The sequence below is a fragment of the Citrobacter enshiensis genome (assembly GCF_029338175.1).
In the GTDB taxonomy this organism is placed as follows: Bacteria; Pseudomonadota; Gammaproteobacteria; order Enterobacterales; family Enterobacteriaceae; genus Citrobacter_D; species Citrobacter_D enshiensis.
In genome coordinates this window covers 1691985-1716031 of sequence record NZ_CP119862.1, presented here as the reverse complement: position 1 = coordinate 1716031, position 24047 = coordinate 1691985, and the positions used below count along the sequence as shown (strand labels likewise).

At 49.5% G+C, this 24047-nt stretch carries 23 protein-coding genes and 1 riboswitch; of the genes, 13 read left to right on the top strand and 10 right to left on the bottom strand.

Annotated features, from left to right (window positions below):
- Positions 1–112: 112 nt before the first annotated feature.
- A complete protein-coding gene (locus tag P2W74_RS08215) occupies positions 113–1024 on the bottom strand; it encodes an ROK family protein (protein WP_276294647.1) in 912 nt (303 codons plus the stop codon).
- Positions 1021–2034: an SIS domain-containing protein gene (locus tag P2W74_RS08210; protein ID WP_276294646.1), complete on the bottom strand. Its 1014-nt coding sequence runs from the start codon at positions 2032–2034 to the stop codon at positions 1021–1023. Before P2W74_RS08210 ends, P2W74_RS08215 begins: the two co-directional genes overlap by 4 nt.
- 201 nt (positions 2035–2235) lie before the next feature.
- Between P2W74_RS08210 and P2W74_RS08205 the strand changes: the two genes are divergently transcribed.
- The gene (locus P2W74_RS08205) at positions 2236–2994 is read left to right on the top strand and encodes a DeoR/GlpR family DNA-binding transcription regulator (RefSeq protein ID WP_203360692.1); all 759 of its coding nucleotides are present in this window, start codon (positions 2236–2238) and stop codon (positions 2992–2994) included.
- A 142-nt stretch (positions 2995–3136) separates the two neighbouring features.
- Here the strand turns inward: P2W74_RS08205 and P2W74_RS08200 are convergent, their stop codons facing one another.
- Positions 3137–4738, bottom strand: a complete 1602-nt coding sequence (locus tag P2W74_RS08200; protein WP_276294645.1) for a GMC family oxidoreductase — start codon at positions 4736–4738, stop codon at positions 3137–3139.
- 16 nt (positions 4739–4754) lie between these two features.
- Complete coding sequence (locus tag P2W74_RS08195) at positions 4755–6221, bottom strand: APC family permease (RefSeq protein ID WP_276294644.1); 1467 nt, start codon at positions 6219–6221, stop codon at positions 4755–4757.
- A 449-nt stretch (positions 6222–6670) separates the two neighbouring features.
- On the opposite strand from P2W74_RS08195, the gene yegS reads away from it, so the two are divergent.
- The gene (yegS, locus tag P2W74_RS08190) at positions 6671–7570 is read left to right on the top strand and encodes a lipid kinase YegS (protein ID WP_276294643.1); all 900 of its coding nucleotides are present in this window, start codon (positions 6671–6673) and stop codon (positions 7568–7570) included.
- Positions 7571–7618: 48 nt separating this feature from the next.
- Here yegS and fbaB read toward each other — a convergent pair whose 3' ends face one another.
- The gene (fbaB, locus tag P2W74_RS08185) at positions 7619–8671 is read right to left on the bottom strand and encodes a class I fructose-bisphosphate aldolase (protein WP_276294642.1); all 1053 of its coding nucleotides are present in this window, start codon (positions 8669–8671) and stop codon (positions 7619–7621) included.
- 251 nt (positions 8672–8922) lie between these two features.
- Here fbaB and P2W74_RS08180 point away from each other — a divergent pair, with 251 nt between their 5' ends.
- Genes P2W74_RS08180 through P2W74_RS08170 form a run of 3 tightly spaced genes read left to right on the top strand, consistent with a single transcriptional unit; the run spans position 8923 to position 12163 of the window.
- Positions 8923–10200 carry a nucleoside permease gene (locus P2W74_RS08180; RefSeq protein WP_276294641.1) on the top strand — a complete coding sequence of 426 codons (1278 nt, stop codon included), beginning with the start codon at positions 8923–8925 and terminating at the stop codon, positions 10198–10200.
- Complete coding sequence (locus tag P2W74_RS08175; RefSeq protein ID WP_276294640.1) at positions 10197–11201, top strand: ADP-ribosylglycohydrolase family protein; 1005 nt, start codon at positions 10197–10199, stop codon at positions 11199–11201. The genes P2W74_RS08180 and P2W74_RS08175 overlap by 4 nt, the downstream gene beginning before the upstream one ends.
- Positions 11198–12163 (top strand): PfkB family carbohydrate kinase, encoded by a 966-nt coding sequence (locus P2W74_RS08170; RefSeq protein WP_276294639.1) that lies wholly within the window; start codon positions 11198–11200, stop codon positions 12161–12163. Before P2W74_RS08175 ends, P2W74_RS08170 begins: the two co-directional genes overlap by 4 nt.
- Here the strand turns inward: P2W74_RS08170 and P2W74_RS08165 are convergent.
- Genes P2W74_RS08165 through thiM form a run of 3 tightly spaced genes read right to left on the bottom strand, consistent with a single transcriptional unit; the run spans position 12137 to position 14513 of the window.
- Complete coding sequence (locus tag P2W74_RS08165; RefSeq protein WP_276294638.1) at positions 12137–12883, bottom strand: GntR family transcriptional regulator; 747 nt, start codon at positions 12881–12883, stop codon at positions 12137–12139. The two genes, P2W74_RS08170 and P2W74_RS08165, sit on opposite strands and share 27 nt — an antisense overlap.
- A 44-nt stretch (positions 12884–12927) precedes the next feature.
- Positions 12928–13728 carry a bifunctional hydroxymethylpyrimidine kinase/phosphomethylpyrimidine kinase gene (gene thiD / locus P2W74_RS08160; RefSeq protein ID WP_276294637.1) on the bottom strand — a complete coding sequence of 267 codons (801 nt, stop codon included), beginning with the start codon at positions 13726–13728 and terminating at the stop codon, positions 12928–12930.
- Complete coding sequence (gene thiM, locus P2W74_RS08155) at positions 13725–14513, bottom strand: hydroxyethylthiazole kinase (protein ID WP_276294636.1); 789 nt, start codon at positions 14511–14513, stop codon at positions 13725–13727. The genes thiD and thiM overlap by 4 nt, the downstream gene beginning before the upstream one ends.
- 33 nt (positions 14514–14546) lie before the next feature.
- Positions 14547–14643, bottom strand: a riboswitch (TPP riboswitch).
- Positions 14644–15320: 677 nt separating this feature from the next.
- Here thiM and P2W74_RS08150 point away from each other — a divergent pair.
- The 7 genes from P2W74_RS08150 (at position 15321) to P2W74_RS08120 (ending at position 19720) form a co-directional block, all read left to right on the top strand.
- Positions 15321–16286: a YadA C-terminal domain-containing protein gene (locus P2W74_RS08150; RefSeq protein WP_276294635.1), complete on the top strand. Its 966-nt coding sequence runs from the start codon at positions 15321–15323 to the stop codon at positions 16284–16286.
- 65 nt (positions 16287–16351) lie between these two features.
- On the top strand, positions 16352–16606 hold the full coding sequence (locus tag P2W74_RS08145; RefSeq protein ID WP_276294634.1) for a hypothetical protein: 255 nt from the start codon (positions 16352–16354) through the stop codon (positions 16604–16606).
- On the top strand, positions 16606–16968 hold the full coding sequence (locus P2W74_RS08140; RefSeq protein ID WP_276294632.1) for a hypothetical protein: 363 nt from the start codon (positions 16606–16608) through the stop codon (positions 16966–16968). Before P2W74_RS08145 ends, P2W74_RS08140 begins: the two co-directional genes overlap by 1 nt.
- Before the next feature lie 122 nt (positions 16969–17090).
- Positions 17091–17873, top strand: a complete 783-nt coding sequence (locus tag P2W74_RS08135) for a hypothetical protein (protein WP_276294631.1) — start codon at positions 17091–17093, stop codon at positions 17871–17873.
- A gap of 5 nt (positions 17874–17878) precedes the next feature.
- Positions 17879–18256: a hypothetical protein gene (locus P2W74_RS08130; RefSeq protein ID WP_276294630.1), complete on the top strand. Its 378-nt coding sequence runs from the start codon at positions 17879–17881 to the stop codon at positions 18254–18256.
- Positions 18256–19080 carry a hypothetical protein gene (locus tag P2W74_RS08125; protein WP_276294629.1) on the top strand — a complete coding sequence of 275 codons (825 nt, stop codon included), beginning with the start codon at positions 18256–18258 and terminating at the stop codon, positions 19078–19080. Before P2W74_RS08130 ends, P2W74_RS08125 begins: the two co-directional genes overlap by 1 nt.
- Before the next feature lie 316 nt (positions 19081–19396).
- Positions 19397–19720: an RcnB family protein gene (locus tag P2W74_RS08120; protein WP_276294628.1), complete on the top strand. Its 324-nt coding sequence runs from the start codon at positions 19397–19399 to the stop codon at positions 19718–19720.
- Positions 19721–20096: 376 nt separating this feature from the next.
- Here the strand turns inward: P2W74_RS08120 and apbC are convergent, their stop codons facing one another.
- Positions 20097–21206 carry an iron-sulfur cluster carrier protein ApbC gene (gene apbC, locus P2W74_RS08115; protein WP_162379268.1) on the bottom strand — a complete coding sequence of 370 codons (1110 nt, stop codon included), beginning with the start codon at positions 21204–21206 and terminating at the stop codon, positions 20097–20099.
- A 164-nt stretch (positions 21207–21370) separates the two neighbouring features.
- Here apbC and metG point away from each other — a divergent pair, with 164 nt between their 5' ends.
- Positions 21371–23404, top strand: a complete 2034-nt coding sequence (gene metG / locus P2W74_RS08110) for a methionine--tRNA ligase (RefSeq protein WP_276294626.1) — start codon at positions 21371–21373, stop codon at positions 23402–23404.
- An 89-nt stretch (positions 23405–23493) separates the two neighbouring features.
- Here metG and P2W74_RS08105 read toward each other — a convergent pair whose 3' ends face one another.
- On the bottom strand, positions 23494–23964 hold the full coding sequence (locus P2W74_RS08105) for a YehS family protein (protein ID WP_276294625.1): 471 nt from the start codon (positions 23962–23964) through the stop codon (positions 23494–23496).
- Positions 23965–24047: the final 83 nt, after the last annotated feature.

Here is a 24047-nt window from a genome sequence, read left to right as displayed (position 1 = left end):
ATAATTACCGACATGGCTGGTTAATATGCTTACATATTCCAGAATATCTTACGTTTATATGTCATTGTGCGATGCCGATATTTACCATGATGTTATCTCGCGAAATATAACTTTACGTTAACTCTGGAATGGCGACCGCACCAAGGGCACCAGCGACATCTCCTAACTCAGAAGGGACAATCAACGTATTGATCGCATATCCATCCGAACGCTTGAGCGCTTCTTCCATGCCCGACTTAAATAGAGGGTAATAGTGTGCAGCACTACCACTCAAAATTGTTAAATCAGGACCGTAAAGAGTAAGCAGCGTTACAAGTCCACGTCCAAGGTGGTTTCCGTAACGATGAAATACGTTGGCGACATCTTCTCTTTCCAGCGCAACTGTCTTGTAGAAATTAACGTTATGCTTTTCAAAGGGTGTGTTGGGTAATAACGCTTCCAGATTCTGCTGTAACCATGTTCTGGAGGCCAGAGATTCCCAGCATCCTTTCAGACCGCAATAGCATGTCACAGGATCTCCAGAAATCGGAATATGCCCTGCTTCCGGATGCTGACCGTCGCGTGTTCTGAAGGGTTTACCATTTTCAAGAAGCGCCACGCCTACGCCCGTACCCAACGTTACCATCAGTAGGCGTTTAGTATTTTTTCCCGCGCCAAAGTAATATTCACCGAGAACTGCTGCTACAGCGTCGTTGTCGATCCCGACTTTTACATTGAGCTTTTGGCTTAATTCACTAACCACCGGAAAAAATGAGAAGCACTCAAGGGTATCTTTATTACGAATTATCCCGAGGTTAGTATCAACCGGACCACTGGCTCCAATCCCCACGCTCTCTAATTTCATCCCCTCCGGGATCAGCGAGAGAACATGTGCCGCTAATGCGTCTGAACGCATTGACTTTTCGATAGCAGCGAACTCAGCTGTGGCAATAGATTTCGAATTCAGGGTTCCATCTTCACCCTGAATGATAATCCGAGTGCCTGTACCGCCAATGTCTATCCCTGCTTTGACCAAATTCGTCATACTGCCACCGTAATCTTCTGGCCATAAAGGAACTGACCGGCGACGAAACCGTTATTACGTGCGAGGGCAACGGTCAGATGCTCGATATAGATAAATCCGCAGAGAAGCTGGCTGAGCTCATCCTCTGCAGGCACGGGAAGAAGTGCTGAGTTAGCGTAAGCTTTGACACCGATAGTCACAACATCGGTGCCATTCGCCTGCAGCTCAACAGCCAGTTTTTCCAGTGTTTTGTCACCAGGTTTGCCCAGCAATACCGCCAGCATTCCATCACCAGAGGTCTCCATAGGACCGTGACGGAATTCACCGCCAATGAACCCTTCAGAGCTGACTTTTGATGCTTCTTTGGTGATCAGGGAACCGGTGAGCGCGCTGGAACCAAAGGCGCCAGTGGCAATATAAGCAATACGTGGGCGCGCGGAAGTAAATAATCTATCTGCATACGGGTTTACAATGTCTTTCTGCTGAACCAGCTCTTTGATGTTGTTCAATGTGTGAGTGACAGATACCAGTACATTTTCTTCCGGTTCGCCCAGCAATACTGCCAGAGTGCGGTAACAGGCGATCAACGTGTTCAGATAACTCTTGGAGCTGACCGTCGCTTCATCACCACTTTTCAGCGTGATCAGAATATGGGCACTTTTACCCAGAACGCTGTTCTCATCGTTCGTTAAGCCAATAATGGTCTTAGGACGGTGTCCCTGATTGAGGAGTGCTACAATTTCACCGCTCATGCCTGACTGGGAGGTGGCCCACAGGAGAGTATTCTCAGTGATCAGCTCAGGCATATCGAGTAAACGACCCGCATCGACGCGCCATACCGGGTAGCCTTGCGCTACCAGTGCACGCTCAACAGGAATCATCGCATAATCAGATGACCCCATGCCGGTCAACACGATACGGTCGTACTCTTCCAACTTCAGTGTGAAAAGACGCTCTGGAAGCGGGTTGTTAAGCTGCGCCATAATTGATTCTGGCTGCATTGCTATATCGATTTCATACGGATTAGACATAACCACCTCAGATTTAATATGAATGACACAGACAACTTACATGCACGATATCGTGCATGTCAATGCACGATATAATTCATGTGACGCCGGTTGCATTTTTAACACATAGATAAATAAGCTAATGATTCTTATGAAGTTGGCGGGGTTTTTCCCAGGTTTCATGATAAAATCGACTGCAATTAAATGTGTAGGGGGAAGGAAATGCTGACGAAAACAAGGCGGGAAACGATTCTTTCAATGCTTGTTTCAACAGGTTACCTCAACGCGAATCAACTCGCTGAGCAATTCAATGTTGATAGCTCCACAGTAAGAAGGGATCTCATCGCGCTGGAAAAAGCAGGAAAAATCATCCGGACTCACGGTGGTGTATTGCCGGTTCTTTCTACTGAAGGGCAAGATACCCCCTATAATATTCGTAAATCCCGGCATCATGAGCAGAAGATTGCGATTGGTAAATATGCGGCTTCACTTGTCGCTGATGGCGACTCAGTGATACTGGATAATGGTTCTACTGTTTATGAACTGGCTGTTGCTCTCGCATTAAAAAAAGATCTCACTGTCATTACTAATGATCTGAATATAGCCATGTTACTTTGCCAGTATCCTGCCATAAACCTTATTGTCACCGGGGGCTCCATTGTGGGCAGTTCCTACACGCTAGTCGGTCCTGATACAACGCGTAAATTTGGCGAAGTCTTTGCTGACTGGGCATTTATGGGTGCGGAAGGGGTGCACGCGGAGGCAGGTATTACTAACGTAAACGCCATAGAAATACCGACTAAGAAAGCAATTTTAAACGCGGCAAGGAAAAAAGTTGTTCTGGCAGATTCATCTAAAATTGGCTATAGAGCTCTGTCGCATGTATGTGGGCTTGAAAGTGTCGATATGATAATTACGGATAAAAAGAAAACTGAAAAATACCCTGATCAGTTTAACGATAAAATCGTAATAGTAGGCTGATATCTTCTCAGTAATCAGTTTTACTATTTTTCGGATCACTCTTCACGCGATGAATAACCTCTGCAAGGGTTACCATTTTCAGGATATCTCCCCAGACCCTATGAGTGATCTGGGGAGGGAATCCTATTTGACGGGTGCTTAATCAGTTCTGATGAATCATTGCGGATGCGATCTTCTCCGCTACCATGATGATTGGCGCATTAATATTCGCGGTTGGTATTTGAGGCAAAATTGAGCCGTCGACAATACGTAATCCGGAAAGCTGATGAACCCGCCCCTGACTGTCCGTTACCGCCATTGCATCCGTCCCCATTCTACATGTACTGGTTGGATGGTGTTCGGTGTTGGCCACAATTCGGAGCCATTTTTCCAGTTCTGCATCCGTTGCATCAACATTTGGCGTATCGACCGCTTTCCCGCGGTAGCGGGACCATGCAGGCTGGTGAGCCATTTCCAGCGTCTTACGGATGCCATCAATCATTTCGCGGACATCGCGTCTGTCGCTGAGATAATTAAAACGAATTGCAGGTTTATCTTTCGGATTCGCCGTATTAAGCGTGATGCTGCCTCTACTATACGGTCGCATCTGGCTGACAAAATACTGAAAACCGTCGGCAATATTCACTTTTCCTGACTGGAAGTCTGCAAGGAATGGCAAAAACTCATGCTGCATATTGATGTAATCAACATCACTGCTGCTTGCGAAAAATGCCCCTACTTCAAAGAAGTTTGTGGCTCCCAGGCCAGTTTTGAACAGAGTCCATTCCGCACCTAACTTTAACCTGCCCAGTGTATTCAGTTGTTTAACGATGGAAACACCAGAAGGCGACTGAAAACGCAATGGCGCTACGACATGGTCCTGAAGATCAGAGCCAACCCCCGGCAGGTGGGCTACAGGAGCAATTCCAAAAGTTTTAAACGCATCGGTATTGCCGATCCCCGACAGCATGAGAATGTGCGGCGTGCCTATAGTTCCAGCGCACAGAATGACTTCTCGCCCTGCATGAAGAGTCTTGCGCTCACCGTTCTGCACCAATGTCACACCCGTGGCAGCCGTTCCGGCGACATTTACCTTTTCGACCAGACACCCCACCATGACCGTGAGGTTCTCCCTTTCTGCAGCAGGCTTGAGATAAGCTAAGCTGGTGCTGCAACGAATGCCGTTTCGGATAGTTGCCTGCGTTACGTGAACACCCGCCTGATCACCACTGTTGTAGTCACCCGCATTTGGCAGTCCGTGCTGCTGACCAGCCTCAAGAAAAGTCTGGTAAAGAGGATGTTCTGCCTTACTACGCGTCACGGTTATCGGGCCTGATCCGCCTCGCTGCGGATCTTTACCCCCTTCAAAACTTTCCATTTTTTTAAAAAAGGGCAAACAGTCTTCAAAATCCCAACCTTGAATTCCAAACTTTTTCCAACTGTCATAATCTTTTTTATGACCACGGACATGTACCATGCCATTTATAGACGAACTGCCCCCGAGGCAACGCCCCCTGGCCTGCCCGACTCTGCGACCGCCAAGTTCTGGCTCCGGCTCACTTTCAAATTTCCAGTTGTACACATCACTTTCAATCGGAAAAGTCAGTGCCGCAGGCATTTTAATAAAAATACTGTTGTCACGAGGACCTGCCTCAATCAGGCACACGTTAACATTTTTATTTTCGCTCAAGCGGTTAGCCATAACGCAACCTGCTGATCCCGCACCAACAATAATATAATCGTACATTTGTTTCTGCTTAGACATAAGATTACCTAATGAATTACTTTGATATCAGAGGCTTCGTCATATCCTGAGAAGATTCTGAAACGTCATTTTCAACAACATATTGAGAAAGTACTTCCCAACGACGGTTTTCGCTACGTTTCAATTTGAACAATCTCCACAGCCCAACAAAAAGAATGACGGCGAAGGCTATTGGTGCATATCCGACAGGCGGCGCTGGTAGTGGCCAGAGAGAATAATAAAGCACGCAGATTAAAGCAATGCTTGAAATTATAGGGAACACTATATGGGTAATAATATTGAGTTCATTTCTTTTCACCTGAGTGAAGAAGCGAATAATACCAATATTACCCATGATATACACAAACACATAGATGATGGTCGCCAGAGTGCCAAGCATAAATAGCACTACATCCGGTGCGATGAGAGTCCCAAATACAAGACAGACAATCAGGCTTAAGCAGGTCTGCGTAATGATAGCGACGTGAGGCGTATGGTGCTTTGGATGCACTTTGTTCAGCGCTTTAGGCATCGTTTCCGAACGGGCCATCGCGTACCAGTTGCGTGTTGCGTCGACCGTACAGGCGATACATACCGCAATACCGGAGTTAAGCAACGCCAGCAGAACCAGAATCCAGGCGGGTCCCCACAGGCGATGTGCAACAATCAACGCCGGGTTATCAGATGAACCCAGGGTATCCGTATGAGCGATGCCCCAGCCGGTCTGGATCCCCCACGCGCAGAAGACGTAGAAGATCCCCAACAAGATGAGTGAACCAATAATCGCCTGAGGAATGACTTTGCGCGGATTGCGAGCTTCTTCAGCAACCGCTGCAGCCCCCTCCCAGCCTGTAAACGCAAAGATTGACAACACTACAGCCAGGAAGAAACCATGTGGGGTAGGACTCCCCGTCGGGAGAAAACCTTCGAATGACACGCCACCTTCTCCCGGTGATAGTAATCCGCTGAATGCAAGACCAGCAAGAATCAGCATTTCTACAAGAGAAAGTATGGTCAGGATTTTACCCGAGGTTTTAATTCCTTTATACGCAATAGTTCCCACCATAATTAAAATGAAAAAGGAGACTACCTGCCATGGAATATTAATACCGTAATTTTTTGCAAGCTCTGTCTGGATTACAAATCCGGTATATGCTGCCAGACCACCGGGAATCAGGGCAACAATCCATGAATACATCCACCCGACAATAAAACCCGCACTGGGTCCGACAGTTCCGCTGACGTAGGTATAAAATCCACCGGCAGACGGAAAGTGTTTACCAAGTTGTGCCAGCGAAATTGCGACGATCAGACCAATGATAAAGGCAAAAATATAAGCCGAAGGTGCGCTTATTCCAGCCTGTTGGGTATTGAAAGCAATTGTTGTCAAAATGCCAACTGCAGGAGCAATCTGAGCAATACTTTGCATCAGAACAGTTCCCAGCCCTATCGAATTCTTTTGTAAACCAACGTCTTGCCCATGCTGGGGCCGATTACTGGTCATAGTATGCTCCCGTGCCGCGTAGATAGTTACAGTAATGTTAACCATGAGTTTAAATTTTTACTGCACGAATTCGTGCAAGTCAATGCACGAAAACAAGCCATGTGAAATTTACATGATAGAAATGTGAGCCAAGGTGGGTTTTGGGGCATTCGCTGGCACGATCGGTGTGACTGCAAAGATCAGGCGGCTGTTAGTCTGAACGAATCTTTTCTGGCAGGCGTCTGTGATAACCCCGTTAAAAGGCCGCTATTTCACGGGGGTTATCATTCTCTGGATTGTTCGCTGGTACTGCAAATACATGTAGAACGCAATCAACTCTACCAGACATGATTGCGCAGCATGGGCCGCTGTCCCCCGAAACAACTCATCGGCATTTCATCCTGTTCTGAACCTCTCTTTCCCGTTCTGCTCTACACTTTCAACAGATTAATGAAAAAGGCAGATAACGGATGGCAAAATTCCCCGCCAGCTTACTGATCTTGAATGGCAAAAGTGCAGACAACCCGCTTCTGCGCGAAGCCATTGCGCTGTTGCGTAACGAAGGCGTCGCGATCCACGTCCGCGTCACCTGGGAAAAGGACGACGCGCAACGTTATGTCGAAGAGGCCCGCCAGCTAGGCGTTGAGACCGTTATCGCGGGGGGAGGTGACGGCACGATCAATGAAGTTTCTACCGCGCTCATCCAGTGCAAGGGGCCAAACGTCCCTGCCCTCGGGATTTTACCGCTGGGCACCGCCAATGATTTCGCCACCAGCGTGGGAATTCCTGACGCGCTGGACAACGCCCTCAAGCTGGCCATCGCCGGTACAGCAGTTGAAATCGATATGGCGCAGGTCAATGATAAAACCTGTTTTATTAATATGGCGACCGGGGGATTCGGTACACGGATCACTAGCGAAACGCCGGAAAAACTGAAAGCGGCACTGGGCGGCGTGTCGTACCTTATTCATGGGTTGATGCGGATGGATACCCTAAAACCCGACCGTTGCGAAATCCGGGGCGAGAACTTTCAATGGCAAGGCGACGCGCTGGTTATTGGCATTGGAAATGGCCGTCAGGCTGGAGGCGGACAACAGCTCTGCCCGGATGCGCTTATTAATGATGGTCTTTTACAGCTGCGGATCTTCACGGGCGAAGAGCTCCTCCCCGCGTTGTTATCGACGCTGAAGCAACCCGAGGAAAATCCAAACATCATCGACGGCGCTTCATCGTGGTTTGATATTCAGGCACCACACGAAATAACCTTTAACCTGGATGGCGAACCGCTCAGCGGTCAACAGTTTCACATTGAGATCCTGCCCGCCGCATTGCGCTGCCGCTTGCCGCCAGACTGTCCTTTGCTTCGCTGAAGTCATGGAGAACATTCCTCTCCCACAGCGAGAGAGGAATGCGTGACATCAGGCGATGGTCACTTTGCTGTCGAGATAGACATCCTGTACGGCATTGATCAATTTCACACCGTCCGCCATCGATTTCTTAAAGGCTTTGCGCCCCAGAATCAGACCCATACCACCAGCACGTTTGTTGATGACAGCGGTACGTACGGCATCACTGAGATCGGTCTCTCCTCCTGCGGCACCGCCGGAGTTAATCAGCCCCGCACGCCCCATGTAGCAGTTCGCCAGTTGGTAACGCACTAAATCGATGGGGTTATCACTGGTCAGCTTGCTGTAGACACGATCGTCGGTATAGCCGAAGTTAACCGCTTTATAGCCGCCGTTGTTTTCCGCCATTTTCTGTTTGACGATGTCCGCACCAATGGTAGCAGCCAGGTGGTTGGCCTGCCCGGTCAGGTCAGCAGACACATGGTAATCCACGCCGTCTTTCTTGAAGGCTGAATTGCGCAGATACGCCCAGAGCACGGTCACCATTCCCAGTTCATGCGCACGCTCAAAGGCAGCTGAGATCTCTTCAATCTGACGGCGTGACTCTTGCGAACCAAAATAGATGGTTGCGCCGACCGCCACCGCGCCCATATTGAATGCCTGCTCGACACTGGCATACAACGTTTGGTCAAAGGTATTGGGGTAACTCAGCGTCTCGTTGTGGTTGAGTTTCACGAGGAACGGTATGCGGTGCGCGTAGCGTCGAGAAACCGACGCCAGCACGCCGTAAGTGGAGGCCACACAGTTACAACCCGCCTCGATCGCCAGTTCCACAATGTTCTTCGGATCAAAATAAAGTGGATTCGCCGCAAAGGACGCCCCGGCAGAGTGTTCTACCCCCTGATCGACAGGTAAAATAGAAAGATACCCGGTCCCTGCCAGACGCCCGGTGTTATACAGCGTCTGCATGTTACGCAGGACGGCGGGCGGGCGATTATTATCAACCATCACGCGGTCAACGTAGTCATGTCCGGGCAGATAAAGTTGGTCAGAAGGAATGGTCATACAACGATGCTGTAAAAGGCTGTCGGCGTCTTTGCCAAGCAACTGCGCAATATCAGTCATAGCTATGCTCCCGTCATTCCGATTGCGTATCGGAGTGTGTATTGTCCTGACCCGCCTTTTGCGGGCAGCCATAAGCCTGGTATCAGGTGGGCATTTTTTCCAACTTTAACGCACTTTTCAGCGCTATCTGCTGGCACGATTCACGTACGAAAAAGTGTTACAGCGGTCAAAATTAAAGCCCAAAGGTATTTTAAAGGTATTATTAAATGGTAGTGTCTGAGCGTACCTTACCTGTCATGAAGGATTTAAAGATGAAAACTACAGTGAAGCTGTCGTTCATGATGTTTGTTGAATGGTTTATCTGGGGCGCCTGGTTCGTCCCTTTGTGGCTATGGTTGAGTAAAAGCGGTTTTACCGCCGGTGAAATCGGCTGGTCTTACGCCTGTACCGCCATTGCCGCCATACTTTCCCCTATCCTCGTCGGTTCGTTAACTGACCGCTTTTTCTCCGCGCAAAAAGTCTTAGCGGTACTGATGTTTGCAGGCGCCGTGTTGATGTATTTCGCCGCGCAGCAAACCACGTTCTCCGGTTTCTTCCCGCTGCTGTTGGCCTACTCTCTCACCTATATGCCGACCATCGCGTTGACCAACAGTATTGCGTTTGCCAACGTAGGGGACGTTGAAAGCGACTTTCCGCGCATCCGCGTCATGGGGACGATCGGCTGGATAGCCTCCGGTCTGGCCTGCGGATTCTTACCGCAGATGCTGGGTTACAGCGATATCTCGCCGACCAACATTCCGTTGCTTATCACCGCTGCCAGCTCGGCATTGCTGGGCGTCTTTGCCCTCTTTCTGCCGGATACGCCGCCAAAAAGCACCGGCAAGCTGGATCTCAAAGTTATGCTGGGTCTGGATGCGCTAATCCTGCTGCGTGATAAAAACTTTCTGGTCTTCTTCTTCTGTTCATTCCTGTTTGCCATGCCGCTGGCGTTTTACTACATCTTCGCCAATGGCTATCTGACGGAAGTGGGCATGCAAAATGCGACCGGCTGGATGACGCTTGGGCAGTTCTCTGAAATCTTCTTTATGCTGGCGTTGCCTTTCTTTACCAAACGTTTTGGTATTAAAAAGGTTCTATTGCTTGGTCTTATCACCGCCGCCATTCGCTATGGATTCTTTATTTACGGCGGCGCAGAGGAATACTTCACTTACGCCCTGCTGTTCCTCGGCATTCTGCTTCATGGCGTGAGTTACGATTTCTACTACGTGACAGCCTACATTTATGTCGACAAAAAGGCGCCAGTTCATATGCGTACGGCGGCTCAGGGCCTGATTACGCTCTGCTGCCAGGGGTTTGGCAGCCTGCTGGGCTACCGCCTCGGCGGCATGATGATGGAAAAAATGTTTGCGTATAAAGAGCCTGTAAACGGCCTCACCTTCAACTGGGCGGGCATGTGGACATTTGGCGCGGTGATGATCGCGGTGATTGCTGTCCTGTTTATGATTTTCTTTCGCGAATCCGATAAGGAAATCACCACCATTAACGTGGACGATCGCGATATTGCACTGACACAAGGGGAAGTAAAATGAAAGCTGAACGTATTCTCGGCGCTCTTTACGGGCAAGCATTAGGGGATGCGATGGGAATGCCGTCGGAGCTGTGGCCAAGAACGCGCGTGAAAGCACATTTTGGCTGGATTGACCGCTTCCTGGCGGGTCCAAAGGAGAACAACGCCGCCTGTTATTTTGCCAGGGCGGAGTTTACTGACGATACGTCCATGGCGCTGTGTCTGGCGGATGCCTTGCTCGAATGCGACGGGAAAATTAATCCTGACGTGATCGGACAAAACATTCTGGCGTGGGCGGAACGCTTCGATGCTTTCAACAAAAACGTACTTGGCCCAACGTCCAAAATTGCGCTTAACGCCATCCGTAACGGTAAACCTGTGGCTGAGCTTGAGAACAACGGCGTCACTAACGGTGCTGCGATGCGCGTCTCACCGTTAGGCTGCCTGTTACCGACCCATTCTCTGAATACCTTTATTGATGAGGTAGCGTTGGCCTCCAGTCCAACGCATAAGTCCGATCTCGCGGTGGCAGGCGCCGTGGTGGTCGCGTGGGCGATTTCTCGCGCCATTGATGGCGAGTCCTGGGAGGGAATTGTCGACTCACTGCCTGCCATCGCCCATCACGCACAGCAAAAACGCATCACCACCTTTAGCGCTTCGCTCTCGGCCCGTCTGGAACTGGCGTTGAAGATCGTTCGTGAGGCCAACGGCGTTGAATCCGCCAGCGAACAGCTTTACCAGGTCGTCGGCGCGGGCACCAGCACCATTGAATCCGTGCCCTGCGCCATCGCGATGGTGGAGCTGGCGCAGACCGACCCGAATCGTTGCGCGATCCTTTGCGCCAACCTCGGCGGCGATACCGACACCATTGGCGCGATGGCGACCGCCATTTGCGGCGCATTAAACGGTATTGGGGCTATCTCCCCGGACCTGAAACAAGAACTGGATGCAGTTAATCAGCTGGATTTTGCTCGCTACGCCACCGAACTGGTGCGTTTGCGTCAAATGCGGGAGGTAGCATGAATGCTGCGCACCTGCGAGATCTGTTGCCGACCCTGACCACCCGTCGCCCTGTCACCGTGGTTGGCGCGGCGGTGATTGACGTGATTGCCGATGCCTGGGCTCTGCCCTGGCGCGGCTGCGACATTGAGTTAAAACAACAGGGTGTGCATGTTGGCGGCTGCGCGCTGAATATCGCCGTGGCCTTAAAACGTCTGGGGATTGAAGCCAGCAATGCCCTACCGCTGGGCCAGGGCGTATGGGCGGATATTATCCGTAACCGAATGGCAAAAGAGGGTTTACAGAGTCTGATCGACAACGCCGAAGGTGATAACGGCTGGTGTCTGGCCCTGGTGGAGCCTGATGGCGAACGCACCTTTATGTCATTCAGCGGCGTAGAAAACCAGTGGAATAGCGACTGGCTGGCGCAGTTGTCCGTCCCCCGCCAGAGTTTGCTCTATCTCTCCGGCTATCAGCTCGCCGCCCCTTGCGGTGAACGGCTGGTGTGCTGGCTGGAAGGTCTGGACGACGTGACGCCTTTTATCGATTTCGGCCCACGTATCGGCGATATTCCAGAGGCATTAATGTCACGGATTATGGCACTGCGTCCTCTGGTGTCTCTCAACCGCCAGGAGGCGGAAATCGCCGCCGAACGCTTTGAACTCAGTACCGAAATGACCGCCTTTGGCGCAGCCTGGCTGGCGCGATTTTCCGCGCCGGTGGTCGTGCGCCACGATAAAGACGGCGCATGGTTCTTCAGTCAGCACGCTGCGGGCTGCGTCCCGGCGTTTCCGGTCGAGGTCGTAGACACAATCGGCGCGGGAGACAGCCATGCCGGAGGCGTGCTGGCCGGACTGTCATCCGGCTGGTCACTGGCAGATGCCGTACTGCTCGGCAACGCAGTGGCATCCTGGGTGGTTGGGCATCGCGGGGGGGATTGCGCGCCGCTGCGCGAAGAACTACTCCTCGCACACAAAAACGTATAGATCGCTGCGACAGTAGCTGATGCTGTACTCAATGGGCCGCTGTTGTTGATCAAGCGCCACCTGCTTTATCACCAGCACCGGCACTTTGCTGTCCATCTGAATATGTGACTGAAACTCGGCATCCGGCATACGAGCACTCACGCGAGAACGCGTACGCTGGGGAAAAATGTGCTGGCTGCGAAAATAGTCATACAGTGAGACGCCAATGGCATCCACGTCATGAATAAGATGCACCGGCACCCATGATTCTTCGATGGAAACCGCGTCCTCATCCACATAGCGAATGCGTTTTAGCAGGAAGACCTCACTTCCGGTCGCGATCGCCAGTTGTTGCGCCACCTCGTCCGGGCAGGTAACTACGCGTTTATTGACCCACAGCGTATCGGGCTTTTTACCGCGTAGGACCACCTGCTGAGAAAAACCACGTGCCTCTTTCAGGGAATACTCAAAAATATTGTTGATTTGCGTCCCATATCCGCGCGCACGGGTCACCACCCCTTCTTCTTCCAGCGATTGCATCGCTTTACGAACCGTAATTCGCGAAACGCCAGTCAACTGGCTAAGATCACGCTCACCAGGCAAAATATTGCCATGTTCAAGAATACCGCTGCGCACAGCATTCTTGACCGTTTCTGCAAACTTCATGTAAAGCGGCGTATTATCCGCCGCTGAAATTCGTTCGTTCAGTTGCGCAATCAGCCGGGTATGCGATTGTTCCATTTATCTTTTTCCTGGCAGACGAGTCTGTTGCCAGTATACTACCATTACCACCATGCGTGGAAATGATGTACCGGCCCAATCCCCTCGCCCACTTCCAGCGTATCTGCCTGAGCCAGCGCCGCAGAAAGCCAGATTTTTGCCTCCTGCACCGTTTCGGCCCAATTTTGGTGGCGAGGACGAAGCGCCGCCAGCGCCGCCGACAGCGTACAGCCCGTGCCATGGGTGTTTTTGGTGTTCACTCTGGGAGCAGTAAAACGCATCTCCCCTTCGCGCGTAAACAGCCAGTCCGGGCTTTGCGCATCATCCAGATGTCCCCCTTTCATGAGCACAGCGCCGCAGCCCATCGCCAGCAGCGCGCGACCCTGCTCCCGCATTTCCCGCTCGCTTCGCGCATGCTCAGCGTTCAGCAGCGCTGCGGCTTCAGGTAAATTTGGCGTAATAATGGATACCTGCGGCAACAAGCGGGTTCGCAGCGTCTCGATGGCGGAAGGCGAAAGCAGCGGATCGCCGCTTTTTGCCAGCATGACGGTATCCAGCACCACATTTTTCACCTGATGGCGCTGTAAACGTTCGGCCACCGCCTCTACGATATCGGTTTCCGCCAGCATACCGATCTTGGTGGTATCAATTCGCACATCGTTGAACACAGAATCAAGCTGCGCCGCGACAAAATCAGGTTCGATTCGGTAGACCGACTGAACGCCGCGCGTATTTTGCGCGACTAACGCGGTAATGACTGAGCAACCATACGCACCGAGTGCCGAGAATGTTTTCAGATCGGCCTGAATTCCCGCACCGCCGCTGGGATCCGTGCCAGCAATGGTTAAAGCATTTATCCGTTTCATGCATATTCCTCCGCGTTCAGGTTATAGAGAGCATCAAGAAAAGCGGGAATAAAACTGCCAGGTCCCTGACTGCGGGCGGTTGCCAATTGTCCGGCTTGCTTCATCCAGCTACAGGCGGAGGCGACATTGTCCAGCGTATTCCCCGGCAACGCACAGCAGGCGGCAACCACCGCGGATAAAGCACACCCCGTTCCCACGACACGCGTCATCAATGGTGAGCCACCGGTGACACTGACTGCACGTTGACCATCGGTCACATAATCCACCTCTCCCGTCACCACCACGACACTTCCGCACTGACGCGCCAGGGCTCGCGCTGCGGGTAACGCCGAGGTTGCTGTATCGGTCGTGTCCACTCCGCGCCCGCCCGCAGACATTCCGGCAAGCGCAAGAATTTCAGATGCATTACCGCGAATAGCGGCAGGTTGCAGCGCCAACAGATTCAGGCAAAAGCGACGACGGAAATCGAGCCCGCCCACGGCGACAGGGTCAAGCGTCCAGGGGGTATTGGCAATGCGCGCCTGCTCCACCGCCGTGCGCATGGCTTCAGCGCGCGCCTGTGTCAGTGTTCCGACATTAATCAGTAGCGCACTCGCGATAGCGGCAAACTGGCCCGCTTCTTCAGGTTCAATCACCATGGCAGGCGAAGCGCCTAACGCCAGCAATGTGTTCGCCGTAAACGTTTGTACGACGTCATTCGTCATACAGTGCGTGAGGGGAGAAAGTGTTCGAAATTGGTGCAAGGTGTGAGCCGCCAGAGCGCGGCTGTGCAGGTCAGGCTGCATGTTCAGCTCCTGCCCGCGTGAAGAAGATGAGACACGAGCAGTGTCAGACTTCCCTACGCTGGCATTATCCAGATCAGGTGGTACGGGTATTTCTCAGCCTTCACAAAGAAGGGCACCCCGAGTCGTTGAGTAGTACAAATCTCTTTAATATTAACAGAGTAAGGAAAGCAGTACGCGATTGCAAGCCCTTGCTCACAGCCTGACATCCTCGCTACGCCATTAGCAGCCGGAGGGTGAAAGTCGTAAATTACGCCAGCAAATATCACGCCCATTTCACCGTAAATATCTCATCCGGTAAACGCCTTCAGGCATTCGCTAAACGGTAAAGATGACGTTATTGAGCATGGTATCTGTGATTAATGTTATGTATATTTTTCACATATCAATATCACTTGTTCTACTTTAAACAACCTAATAAAACCACTCTATCTAAAATATTAACACCATGCATAACCAATAAACCCAAAATGTTGTAGGAAAAATAAAGCAGCAAAAGGAAATAATAACCTACATTACATAATCTCATTCTTAGATTAAATATAATTCACTCCCTCCACTCTTTATTCTCTTATCTTCTATTGATCTGGGTAACAGCAGATTTTTACACCTCACACCTTTAGCTATTCGTGCCATACGTGATCTGCGTCAAAGTTTAACCTATCACGTTGCTGGATAGTTTATTCGCGTTACTAAAAAAGGAAATTAGTCACCACTCGGTAAGATATTGTCTGGAAGAGACAAAGATCGTCTCAACGCTTAAAAATAAGAGTAATAACACTTATGTTAATTTCTTGTAGGAACGTTTAAATGAAATTTGTTAAATCTGCGGTTTCTGTTGTTGTTTTTAGCGCCATTGCCATTTCTTCTGCTCATGCTGCCAGCGTTGGTTATATCGGTACGATAGATGGTACAAATACCTTTATCGCTGTTAAAGGGGTTGATGAGTCTGTTAAAACATACGACCTGGATCAGATTCAAAATAATACCAATCGCATTACGTCTGTCGATGCTGATTTAAATAGCACGAAAGATGCAGTCATTGTCGTAAACCAGAAAGTGGACGATGTTCAAACACAAGCCGATTTACACACGGGTCAAATTGCCTCTAATAATCATCAAATCGGTATTTTATTTAACACCAAAGCGGATCAGAGCACTGCTGATAGTGAAACGGCTAACCGTGTGAGTGGGGATAAGAATTTGCAAACGCAAATCACCACCAACAAATCCGACCAGCAGCAAGTGAATCATGCGTTGTTGAATCAAAATATTCATGAAGATACACGCATCAAAGCACTTGAAGACGCCCCTAAACCAAAAGATGGCAAAGATGGACGTGATGGTGTCACCACCACGGTGACGAAAGTCGATAGCGCGACGCAATCGAAAGTCGCCGGTAATAGCCAGGCGATTGCCGCTACCGCTAAGCAATCGGCAAATGTCGCGCAAGACCTTCAGGATGCGAAGCAGTTTTTCACTCAACAGCAAGCCAGCAGCAATGCGCAGTTCAATTCGTTAAAAGATGAAGTCGACAGTAACAAAAAAGAGGCTCGCAGCGGCGCTGCTTCAGCAATTGCGATTGCTTCAATGCCACAGGTTCAGGCAAGCCAGGCCATGATGGTTTCTGCGGGTGTGGGTTCTTTTAAAAATGAGCAAGCGTTAAGTGTTGGTGCATCGTTCCACGCAGGCAGTAACACCATTATCAAAGCAGGAATTAGCGATTCAACCAATAATGATTTTGCGATGGGCGCGGGTGTAGGCATCGGTTTCTAATAATAACAATCCCCCTTATAAAACAGGGGATGATATGAAGGCATATTTCAAATAGATAAAGGTATATGATGAAAGGTATTCTTATTCTGGCCACCGTGTGCTCTATTCTGAGTGGCTGCTCTACCTCCGCTTCTCGTATGGCGGCATGTGAGTCGCAAGGCGTCAGTCGTGATGCTTGCTATATTGCAGATCAAAACCGTCAATCGGCGATTAACGCCGCAGCGGAGAAACAAGCGTTAGAAAACGCCAACGCGCTGTACAGCAATAAAACTGACCAGACTCACCACCATCGCAAAAGCGCCAACAGCGAGGGTTATTAATGAAAACGCTGATTGTATCTATAGTTCTGGCTACCCTGGCCACCTCTCCGGCTTTTGCTATCAGTCATTCTTATCGTGATAAGCTGGCGAAATCTGGCTGTACGCAAGTCGAGGATGCGGCCGGTACTTGTGGTAATCACCAGGCTGTTTCTGATAGCCAAACAATCATCAAGCACTATGACGGCTTAAAAATCATCTGGAAAATTAACGAGAGCGTCACGGTCGATGGTAAACCGGCGGCGGTGATTGAATCCGGTGGATACGGTGCCACATGGCAACAAGGGATCTATAAAATCATCACTTATAAAAACCATAAAATTGCCGTAATGAAGAATGACCAATTTGCTGGATATGCAAAGTAAGTAATATCAGGCTTAAGGACAAACCACCATAAAACACTTTATTGAATGCTTTTTTAATACATATCGACCTCTGCTACTCTTTGCATAATAAAATAATATCTATTTTTGGTAAGGTTAGTGAAATGATACAGCCCATTTACATTAATGCGCTCGTGAATTCTGTTTCTGAGCGTAATAGAAAAATTAAATTCGAACCTAATAGCCTGGATCTTTTTAACGTCTCTGAATTGTTCCGAGTCTTCAATCAGGCTAAAGTAGAGATCAACGGCGATAATATAAAAGCACTCGAACTGGCTACAAATCTGATGCTTGATAACTTTGAACAAAGTGAAAACTTTGTCGCTATCAATAATGATTACTGGTGCAATAAGATATACTTCAACTTATTCCTGAAAGCGTGTAGCCCACTCTATGCCGACGGGGTGAATGAAATTGAACACAATGGCGCGACTACATACCGCGACATTGCGATTGCGTTAAGCAAACAATACTCCGTCTATTGCCCTTGTGGTAATGATCGTGAAGCCTATGTAGCATACTGTATTTTTTGTTTATCCGAGATATTCAAAAAACTTGATAGCATTTATGATTTTGTTATTGCCCATCTTTTGCATTTTGATAAATTATCGGATTCAGCTAACCTTACCCCAGAAATGAGCAGTCAATTTGTTGATAAATGTTGGCAAATTTCATTTCAATCCATTAGTAGCATGTTGGAGGAACAAAATAAAACTGATCCTTCATATCACGATGTTGACAGTTTTTACATTCGTTATCGTAATGTTATTGGCGTTATAAAAGAAGGGACTGAGCATCTGGCGGAGAGTTTACAACCTCAACGGCCTCAACCACCTGAAAAACCGGCTAAATATGGTTTCCTGAATCATTTATTTAGAGGGAAATGATCAACATGAGGCGTTTGATTGTCGCCTGTTTAATGACAGCATATATCAACGTGCTTGCCGCACCTGCTGCTTTTACTGTTGTGTATAAATGCAAAGATACGGGAGCTAAGTTAGTCGTTAATTCTGGATGGGGTGAAAGTCGTGCCTTAGCGACTAACAGTGCTGGAAGCTATGAAATCAACGGCAAGATCGCTACTACTTCCGCTACGGGTTTAGGCGGGTATATAGAAATAGCCAGAAGCGCCGATAATAAAACCTTCTATGAAGTTATTACTGATGAAGATGGGAAACATTCCATCAGTGCGGGTAACTATCCCTCCTCCACAATCTGGGGCAATGATTGCCCTATCATAGCAACCTTAGATCATACTAAAGGCGAGTAATGAAACGTTTAATTCTGGCGGTTCTTGTGGCATCTTCTTTTGCGGTTAATGCTGCAGACAACGCGGTATTGAAGGTGATTGCTGATGCAGCAAAAACCCCTCTTTGGAATTCATGGGTAGAATATAAAGAAGAATTTTCAAAATCTTCATGGGTTTTTAACATAAATCCAGACTACAAATACAACTCACCACAAGTAAAAGAGTATAAACTTAGTCAGGTGTATAAAGATTTTAAAAGCAATGAAATAAAAGCCAAAAAACTTTATGGCGAACACCCCTTTTTTGTTCCAGTCACTATTAAAGAAATTGGTTATGATGCGTTTAAAGAGACTCGCGTTAGCGCATCTGTCAGTGATTTTGATAACGTTTTCTTTAAAGGTATTCCAGAAGATAAGTTAATGAATCTTGAAGCAGGACAGAAAATTGGGCTTATTTGTCAGGGAGGCGATTTTATCGCGATAATACCCGTGATAAAAAACTGCCAACTTTCACAAGATTATATAAAATCCATCCCCTCTAATGTTCCTGCTAACATCACGGTTGATAATGTAGGTGCTAATCTGCAAACCACCGATCTTTTGTTTACGTATATTGCTATGCGCACTGCGTATGGCGCTGAAAAATTTGACAAAATGGACGCAGGGAATATTGACAAAGTATGGTCCGAGATTGCATTGAGGCCAAAAAGCAAAATATCCAGAGCTATGGCAGAAGCAGGTAAACATCTAAATTTAAGTCTTTCACAGGCGCAAAAAGAAGCCATCACTGAACAACTAAAAGCTAACGATCCAGAAGGTTATGCAAATATTAATAAGCAACACTAACAAAAAAGCACTCATACGAGATGTCACTGGGGACACTATTGACGCACTATCCTGTGCCAGTAGTCCATGTATGTTCTGGCCCTGACTGTGCGAAACTCTGCCTGCATCATGCAATGCTCATTGACCTGGATGATTCTTAAAACCTCTGTTCGCAAAAGGTACTACGGCTTAACGATACCGCTTGCCCGTACTTTCGTTTACACTTTTTACGAAATAATGGGTGTGATAACAAAAAAGTGCTTGTCACACCTACCACGCAGTGGGAATGATACACGGCTGAATTTGATGACCCGATAAAGTAGAAAGTGGAGAGTATATGGGTATGAAGAAAAAGATGTTGATAGGCGCCCTGATGTTAGCAACCAGCACCGTCTGGGCCGCTACAGGAGCCAAAACAGGCATCGCTCAGTACGAATTAAGCGGATTTGTTGCCGACTTCACCCATTTCAAACCCGGGGATACCGTCCCGCAATTGTACCGTACTGATGAGTACAAAATTAAACAGTGGCAACAGCGCAACTTGCCTGCTCCGGATGCGGGAACCCACTGGACCTACATGGGCAGCGCTTACGTTCTGATCAACGATACCGATGGTAAAATCGTGAAAGCCTACGACGGCGAGATTTTTTATCACCGATAAACCAATCCCCCCTCTTCTCAGAGGGGGAATACAGAGCCTGTTCTCTTTATTATTCATCTTGTATTCTTTCTTACACTCGCTGCAATAACAGAAACTGTGACAGCATTATTATTGCTAACCTTTCCTGTTTTATTTATTTTCCACAGAGATGATGCGCTACCCTGTGCTAGCGCATTCACAATAAAACCTGGTAGGGTGATAAATTTATAGAACTAACCCCGCACAATAAATATGACGGCGTTGTATTTGGATTTCAGACAAGTACGTTATTTTAAAAAAAGATAAGCGGAATTGAAGGCATGGCTGGCTAAAATCATTCACCACACCAACTGAATGTTGATATGGTGAATGTGTTAAACCCGTAAATTAGCGAAAATTAGACTGCGCGGAAGGCAATTTCGCCCGGGATAACTTCGCCCTGCCAGTACAGTTGCGCTGCAACACGGTCAGCCAGGTCGCGGTACATGGCCGTGAATTCACTGTCAGGACGGCTGATTACCGTCGGCGTTCCCCGGTCAAGATCTTCACGCAGGCTGATATGCAGCGGCATCTGTCCCAGTAACTGAGTACGGTACTGCTCTGCCAGCTTCTGCGCGCCGCCCGTGCCGAAGATCGGCTCATGATGACCACAGTGGCTACAGATATGCATACTCATGTTTTCAACAATGCCAAGCACAGGCACTTCGACCTTCTCGAACATCACAATGCCTTTTTTGGCGTCGATAAGCGCAATGTCCTGCGGGGTCGTGACGACCACAGCACCCGTCACAGGAATGTTCTGTGACAGCGTCAATTGAATGTCACCGGTTCCCGGCGGCATATCCAGAACCAGGTAATCCAGATCGGGCCACAACGTCTCCTGCAACATCTGCATCAGCGCTTTGCTGGCCATCGGACCGCGCCATACCATGGCATTATCTTCTGTCACCAAATAACCGATAGAGTTCGTCGCCAGCCCATGAGACATGATCGGCGCCATGTGGGTGCCGTCAGGTGACGTTGGACGTTGATTTTCCGCACCGAGCATCGTGGGAATAGACGGACCGTAAATATCCGCATCCAGAATACCGACCTTCGCCCCTTCAGCAGCCAGCGCTAATGCCAGGTTCACCGCGGTAGACGATTTACCCACCCCGCCTTTACCGGAACTCACCGCGATAATGTTCTTCACACCGTTAATACCCGGCTGGTTTTTCACGCGCTTAAGCGTCGCAATGTTGTGCGACAACTTCCAGTCGATCGCTTTTGCGCCCGTGATCCGCAGCAGGTCACCGCTACATTGCTCTTTTAACACCTCAAACGCGCTGTGCCAGACAAACGGCATGACCAGCTCAACGTGCAGCGTGTCATCCATCCAGGCAACGTGATGCAACGCTTTAAGCGTTGTAAGATTATGCTTCAAGGTGGGGTGCTGAAAATTCGCCAGCGTCCCGGCGACCATAGCGCGCAAGGTTTCTGGTGATTTGGCCTGGGATTGTGCGTTCATCCCGACTCCTTTTTGTTGTTCTGAAAACACGATTGTAACTACCTAGTCTACTCCAGTGGTAACAAATATTCATTTATGGATAAATGCCCTTATCGCTTGGCGTAGTTATTCCCTTTCAGGTAACATCAGAACCCCCTTTTAATAGAGAAGAAGTAATACCTACTATGACTCAAGTCGCGAAGAAAATTCTGGTAACGTGCGCGCTGCCGTACGCAAACGGCTCTATCCACCTCGGCCATATGCTGGAGCACATCCAGGCTGATGTCTGGGTCCGTTACCAGCGAATGCGCGGCCATCAGGTTAACTTCATCTGCGCAGACGACGCCCACGGCACGCCAATCATGCTGAAAGCACAGCAATTGGGCATCACGCCTGAGCAGATGATTACCGAAATGAGTCAGGAGCATCAGACTGATTTCGCAGGTTTCAACATCAGCTATGACAACTACCACTCGACGCACAGCGATGAGAACCGTGAATTGTCCGAGCTGATTTACTCGCGCCTGAAAGAGAACGGTTTTATCAAAAACCGCACCATCTCTCAGCTTTACGATCCGGAAAAAGGCATGTTCCTGCCGGACCGTTTTGTCAAAGGCACCTGCCCGAAATGTAAGGCGGCGGACCAGTACGGCGATAACTGTGAAGTCTGCGGCGCGACCTACAGCCCGACTGAGCTTATCGAGCCGAAATCCGTTATTTCCGGCGCTACGCCGGTGATGCGTGACTCTGAACACTTCTTCTTTGACCTGCCCTCTTTCAGCGAGATGCTTCAGGCGTGGACCCGCAGCGGCGCGCTGCAGGAGCAGGTCGCAAACAAAATGCAGGAATGGTTTGAATCCGGCCTGCAACAGTGGGACATCTCCCGCGATGCGCCGTACTTCGGTTTTGAAATTCCGAATGCGCCGGGTAAATACTTCTACGTCTGGCTGGATGCGCCAATCGGCTACATGGGTTCATTCAAGAACCTGTGCGACAAGCGCGGCGACACCGTAAGCTTTGACGAATACTGGAAGAAAGACAGCGATGCCGAACTGTATCACTTCATCGGTAAAGATATTGTCTACTTCCACAGTCTGTTCTGGCCCGCGATGCTGGAAGGCAGCAACTTCCGCAAACCGACGAACCTGTTTGTTCACGGCTATGTGACGGTGAACGGCGCGAAGATGTCAAAATCGCGCGGCACCTTCATTAAAGCCAGCACCTGGCTGAACCATTTTGACGCCGACAGCCTGCGTTACTACTACACCGCGAAGCTCTCTTCCCGTATCGATGATATCGACCTGAATCTGGAAGATTTCGTGCAACGCGTGAATGCCGATATCGTGAACAAGGTGGTTAACCTTGCGTCGCGTAACGCGGGCTTTATTAATAAGCGTTTCGATGGCGTACTGGCTTCTGAGCTGGCCGACCCTGAGCTGTATAAAACCTTCACCGACGCCGCAGCAGTGATTGGCGAAGCGTGGGAAAGCCGTGAATTCGGTAAAGCGATCCGTGAAATCATGGCGCTGGCCGACGTCGCCAACCGTTATGTCGATGAACAGGCGCCGTGGGTAGTTGCGAAACAGGAAGGCCGCGACGCCGACCTGCAGGCGATTTGCTCAATGGGTATCAACCTGTTCCGCGTACTGATGACTTATCTGAAGCCGGTTCTGCCAACGCTGACCGAACGTGCGGAAGCGTTCCTGAATACCGAACTGAGCTGGGATGCCATGGCGCAGCCGCTGCTCGCTCACAAGGTCAATGTCTTCAAAGCGCTCTACAACCGCATCGAGATGAAGCAAGTCGAAGCACTGGTTGAAGCCTCTAAAGAAGAAGTCAAAGCGCTGAGCACGCCGGTAACCGGTCCGCTGGCTGACGATCCGATTCAGGAAACCATCACCTTTGATGATTTCGCCAAAGTGGATTTGCGTATAGCCCTGATCGAAAACGCCGAGTTTGTGGACGGCTCCGATAAGCTGCTGCGTCTGACGCTCGATCTTGGCGGCGAGAAACGTAACGTCTTCTCAGGGATCCGTACGGCTTATCCCGATCCGCAGGTGCTGATCGGTCGCCATACGGTGATGGTCGCCAACCTGGCGCCGCGCAAAATGCGCTTCGGCATCTCTGAAGGGATGGTGATGGCCGCAGGTCCTGGTGGAAAAGACATTTTCCTGTTAAGCCCGGACGAAGGCGCGAAGCCTGGACAGCAGGTTAAATAATCTGCATAAAAAAACGCTGCTTCGGCAGCGTTTTTTTTATGTCGGGTAGCACTGGCCTGGTAAGCGTAGCGCCATCAGGCCTACAACGTTCAGGCTTTTTTCGCGTGCTCACGCACCGCCAGCCCGCGCAGAAAATAACGCAGGAACTGATCGCCACATTCACGGAAGTTTTTGTGGTCAGGGGCGCGCATCATGGCGGTGATTTCCGGCATCGAAACGCGGAACTTCTGCTCGGTCATAATGGCGAGGATATCATCGGTTTTCAGCGCAAACGCAATACGCAGCTTCTTCAGCATAATATTGTTGTTAATGCGACGTTCGACCGCCAACGCCGGAGCCGATTCATCACGCCCGCGCTTTTCATAAATCAGACCATTCAGGAAGCACGACATTAAGATGTCCGGGCAACGCACGAAACCCTCTTCATCTTCTTTACGCAGCCAGGGAACCAGTTGTTCCGCCGTCACTTCGGCTTCCCCCAGCGCGAAAATACGCACCAGATCGTTATTGTTGATTTTCAGGATGTAGCGGACGCTGCGTAAAATATCGTTACTGACCATAGTGCCTTCGGTGATGGTGAAAAATAAAAAATGCGGGGGTTAAGTCTCTACTCTAAGCAGTTCGAGTTGCAGCAAGGCGGCAA

Excerpts from the sequence above, each read along its gene's own strand:
- P2W74_RS08195 (WP_276294644.1), bottom strand. The coding sequence starts at position 6,221 with ATGACCAGTAATCGGCCCCAGCATGGGCAAGACGTTGGTTTACAAAAG.
- P2W74_RS08120 (WP_276294628.1), top strand. The coding sequence starts at position 19,397 with ATGGGTATGAAGAAAAAGATGTTGATAGGCGCCCTGATGTTAGCAACC.
- metG (WP_276294626.1), top strand. The coding sequence starts at position 21,371 with ATGACTCAAGTCGCGAAGAAAATTCTGGTAACGTGCGCGCTGCCGTAC.
- P2W74_RS08180 (WP_276294641.1), top strand. The coding sequence starts at position 8,923 with ATGAAAACTACAGTGAAGCTGTCGTTCATGATGTTTGTTGAATGGTTT.
- P2W74_RS08170 (WP_276294639.1), top strand. The coding sequence starts at position 11,198 with ATGAATGCTGCGCACCTGCGAGATCTGTTGCCGACCCTGACCACCCGT.
- fbaB (WP_276294642.1), bottom strand. The coding sequence starts at position 8,671 with ATGACTGATATTGCGCAGTTGCTTGGCAAAGACGCCGACAGCCTTTTA.
- P2W74_RS08125 (WP_276294629.1), top strand. The coding sequence starts at position 18,256 with ATGAAACGTTTAATTCTGGCGGTTCTTGTGGCATCTTCTTTTGCGGTT.
- thiM (WP_276294636.1), bottom strand. The coding sequence starts at position 14,513 with ATGCAGCCTGACCTGCACAGCCGCGCTCTGGCGGCTCACACCTTGCAC.
- P2W74_RS08210 (WP_276294646.1), bottom strand. The coding sequence starts at position 2,034 with ATGTCTAATCCGTATGAAATCGATATAGCAATGCAGCCAGAATCAATT.
- apbC (WP_162379268.1), bottom strand. The coding sequence starts at position 21,206 with ATGAACGCACAATCCCAGGCCAAATCACCAGAAACCTTGCGCGCTATG.
- thiD (WP_276294637.1), bottom strand. The coding sequence starts at position 13,728 with ATGAAACGGATAAATGCTTTAACCATTGCTGGCACGGATCCCAGCGGC.
- P2W74_RS08205 (WP_203360692.1), top strand. The coding sequence starts at position 2,236 with ATGCTGACGAAAACAAGGCGGGAAACGATTCTTTCAATGCTTGTTTCA.
- P2W74_RS08135 (WP_276294631.1), top strand. The coding sequence starts at position 17,091 with ATGATACAGCCCATTTACATTAATGCGCTCGTGAATTCTGTTTCTGAG.
- P2W74_RS08105 (WP_276294625.1), bottom strand. The coding sequence starts at position 23,964 with ATGGTCAGTAACGATATTTTACGCAGCGTCCGCTACATCCTGAAAATC.
- P2W74_RS08140 (WP_276294632.1), top strand. The coding sequence starts at position 16,606 with ATGAAAACGCTGATTGTATCTATAGTTCTGGCTACCCTGGCCACCTCT.
- P2W74_RS08165 (WP_276294638.1), bottom strand. The coding sequence starts at position 12,883 with ATGGAACAATCGCATACCCGGCTGATTGCGCAACTGAACGAACGAATT.
- P2W74_RS08130 (WP_276294630.1), top strand. The coding sequence starts at position 17,879 with ATGAGGCGTTTGATTGTCGCCTGTTTAATGACAGCATATATCAACGTG.
- P2W74_RS08145 (WP_276294634.1), top strand. The coding sequence starts at position 16,352 with ATGATGAAAGGTATTCTTATTCTGGCCACCGTGTGCTCTATTCTGAGT.
- P2W74_RS08215 (WP_276294647.1), bottom strand. The coding sequence starts at position 1,024 with ATGACGAATTTGGTCAAAGCAGGGATAGACATTGGCGGTACAGGCACT.
- P2W74_RS08175 (WP_276294640.1), top strand. The coding sequence starts at position 10,197 with ATGAAAGCTGAACGTATTCTCGGCGCTCTTTACGGGCAAGCATTAGGG.
- yegS (WP_276294643.1), top strand. The coding sequence starts at position 6,671 with ATGGCAAAATTCCCCGCCAGCTTACTGATCTTGAATGGCAAAAGTGCA.
- P2W74_RS08150 (WP_276294635.1), top strand. The coding sequence starts at position 15,321 with ATGAAATTTGTTAAATCTGCGGTTTCTGTTGTTGTTTTTAGCGCCATT.
- P2W74_RS08200 (WP_276294645.1), bottom strand. The coding sequence starts at position 4,738 with ATGTCTAAGCAGAAACAAATGTACGATTATATTATTGTTGGTGCGGGA.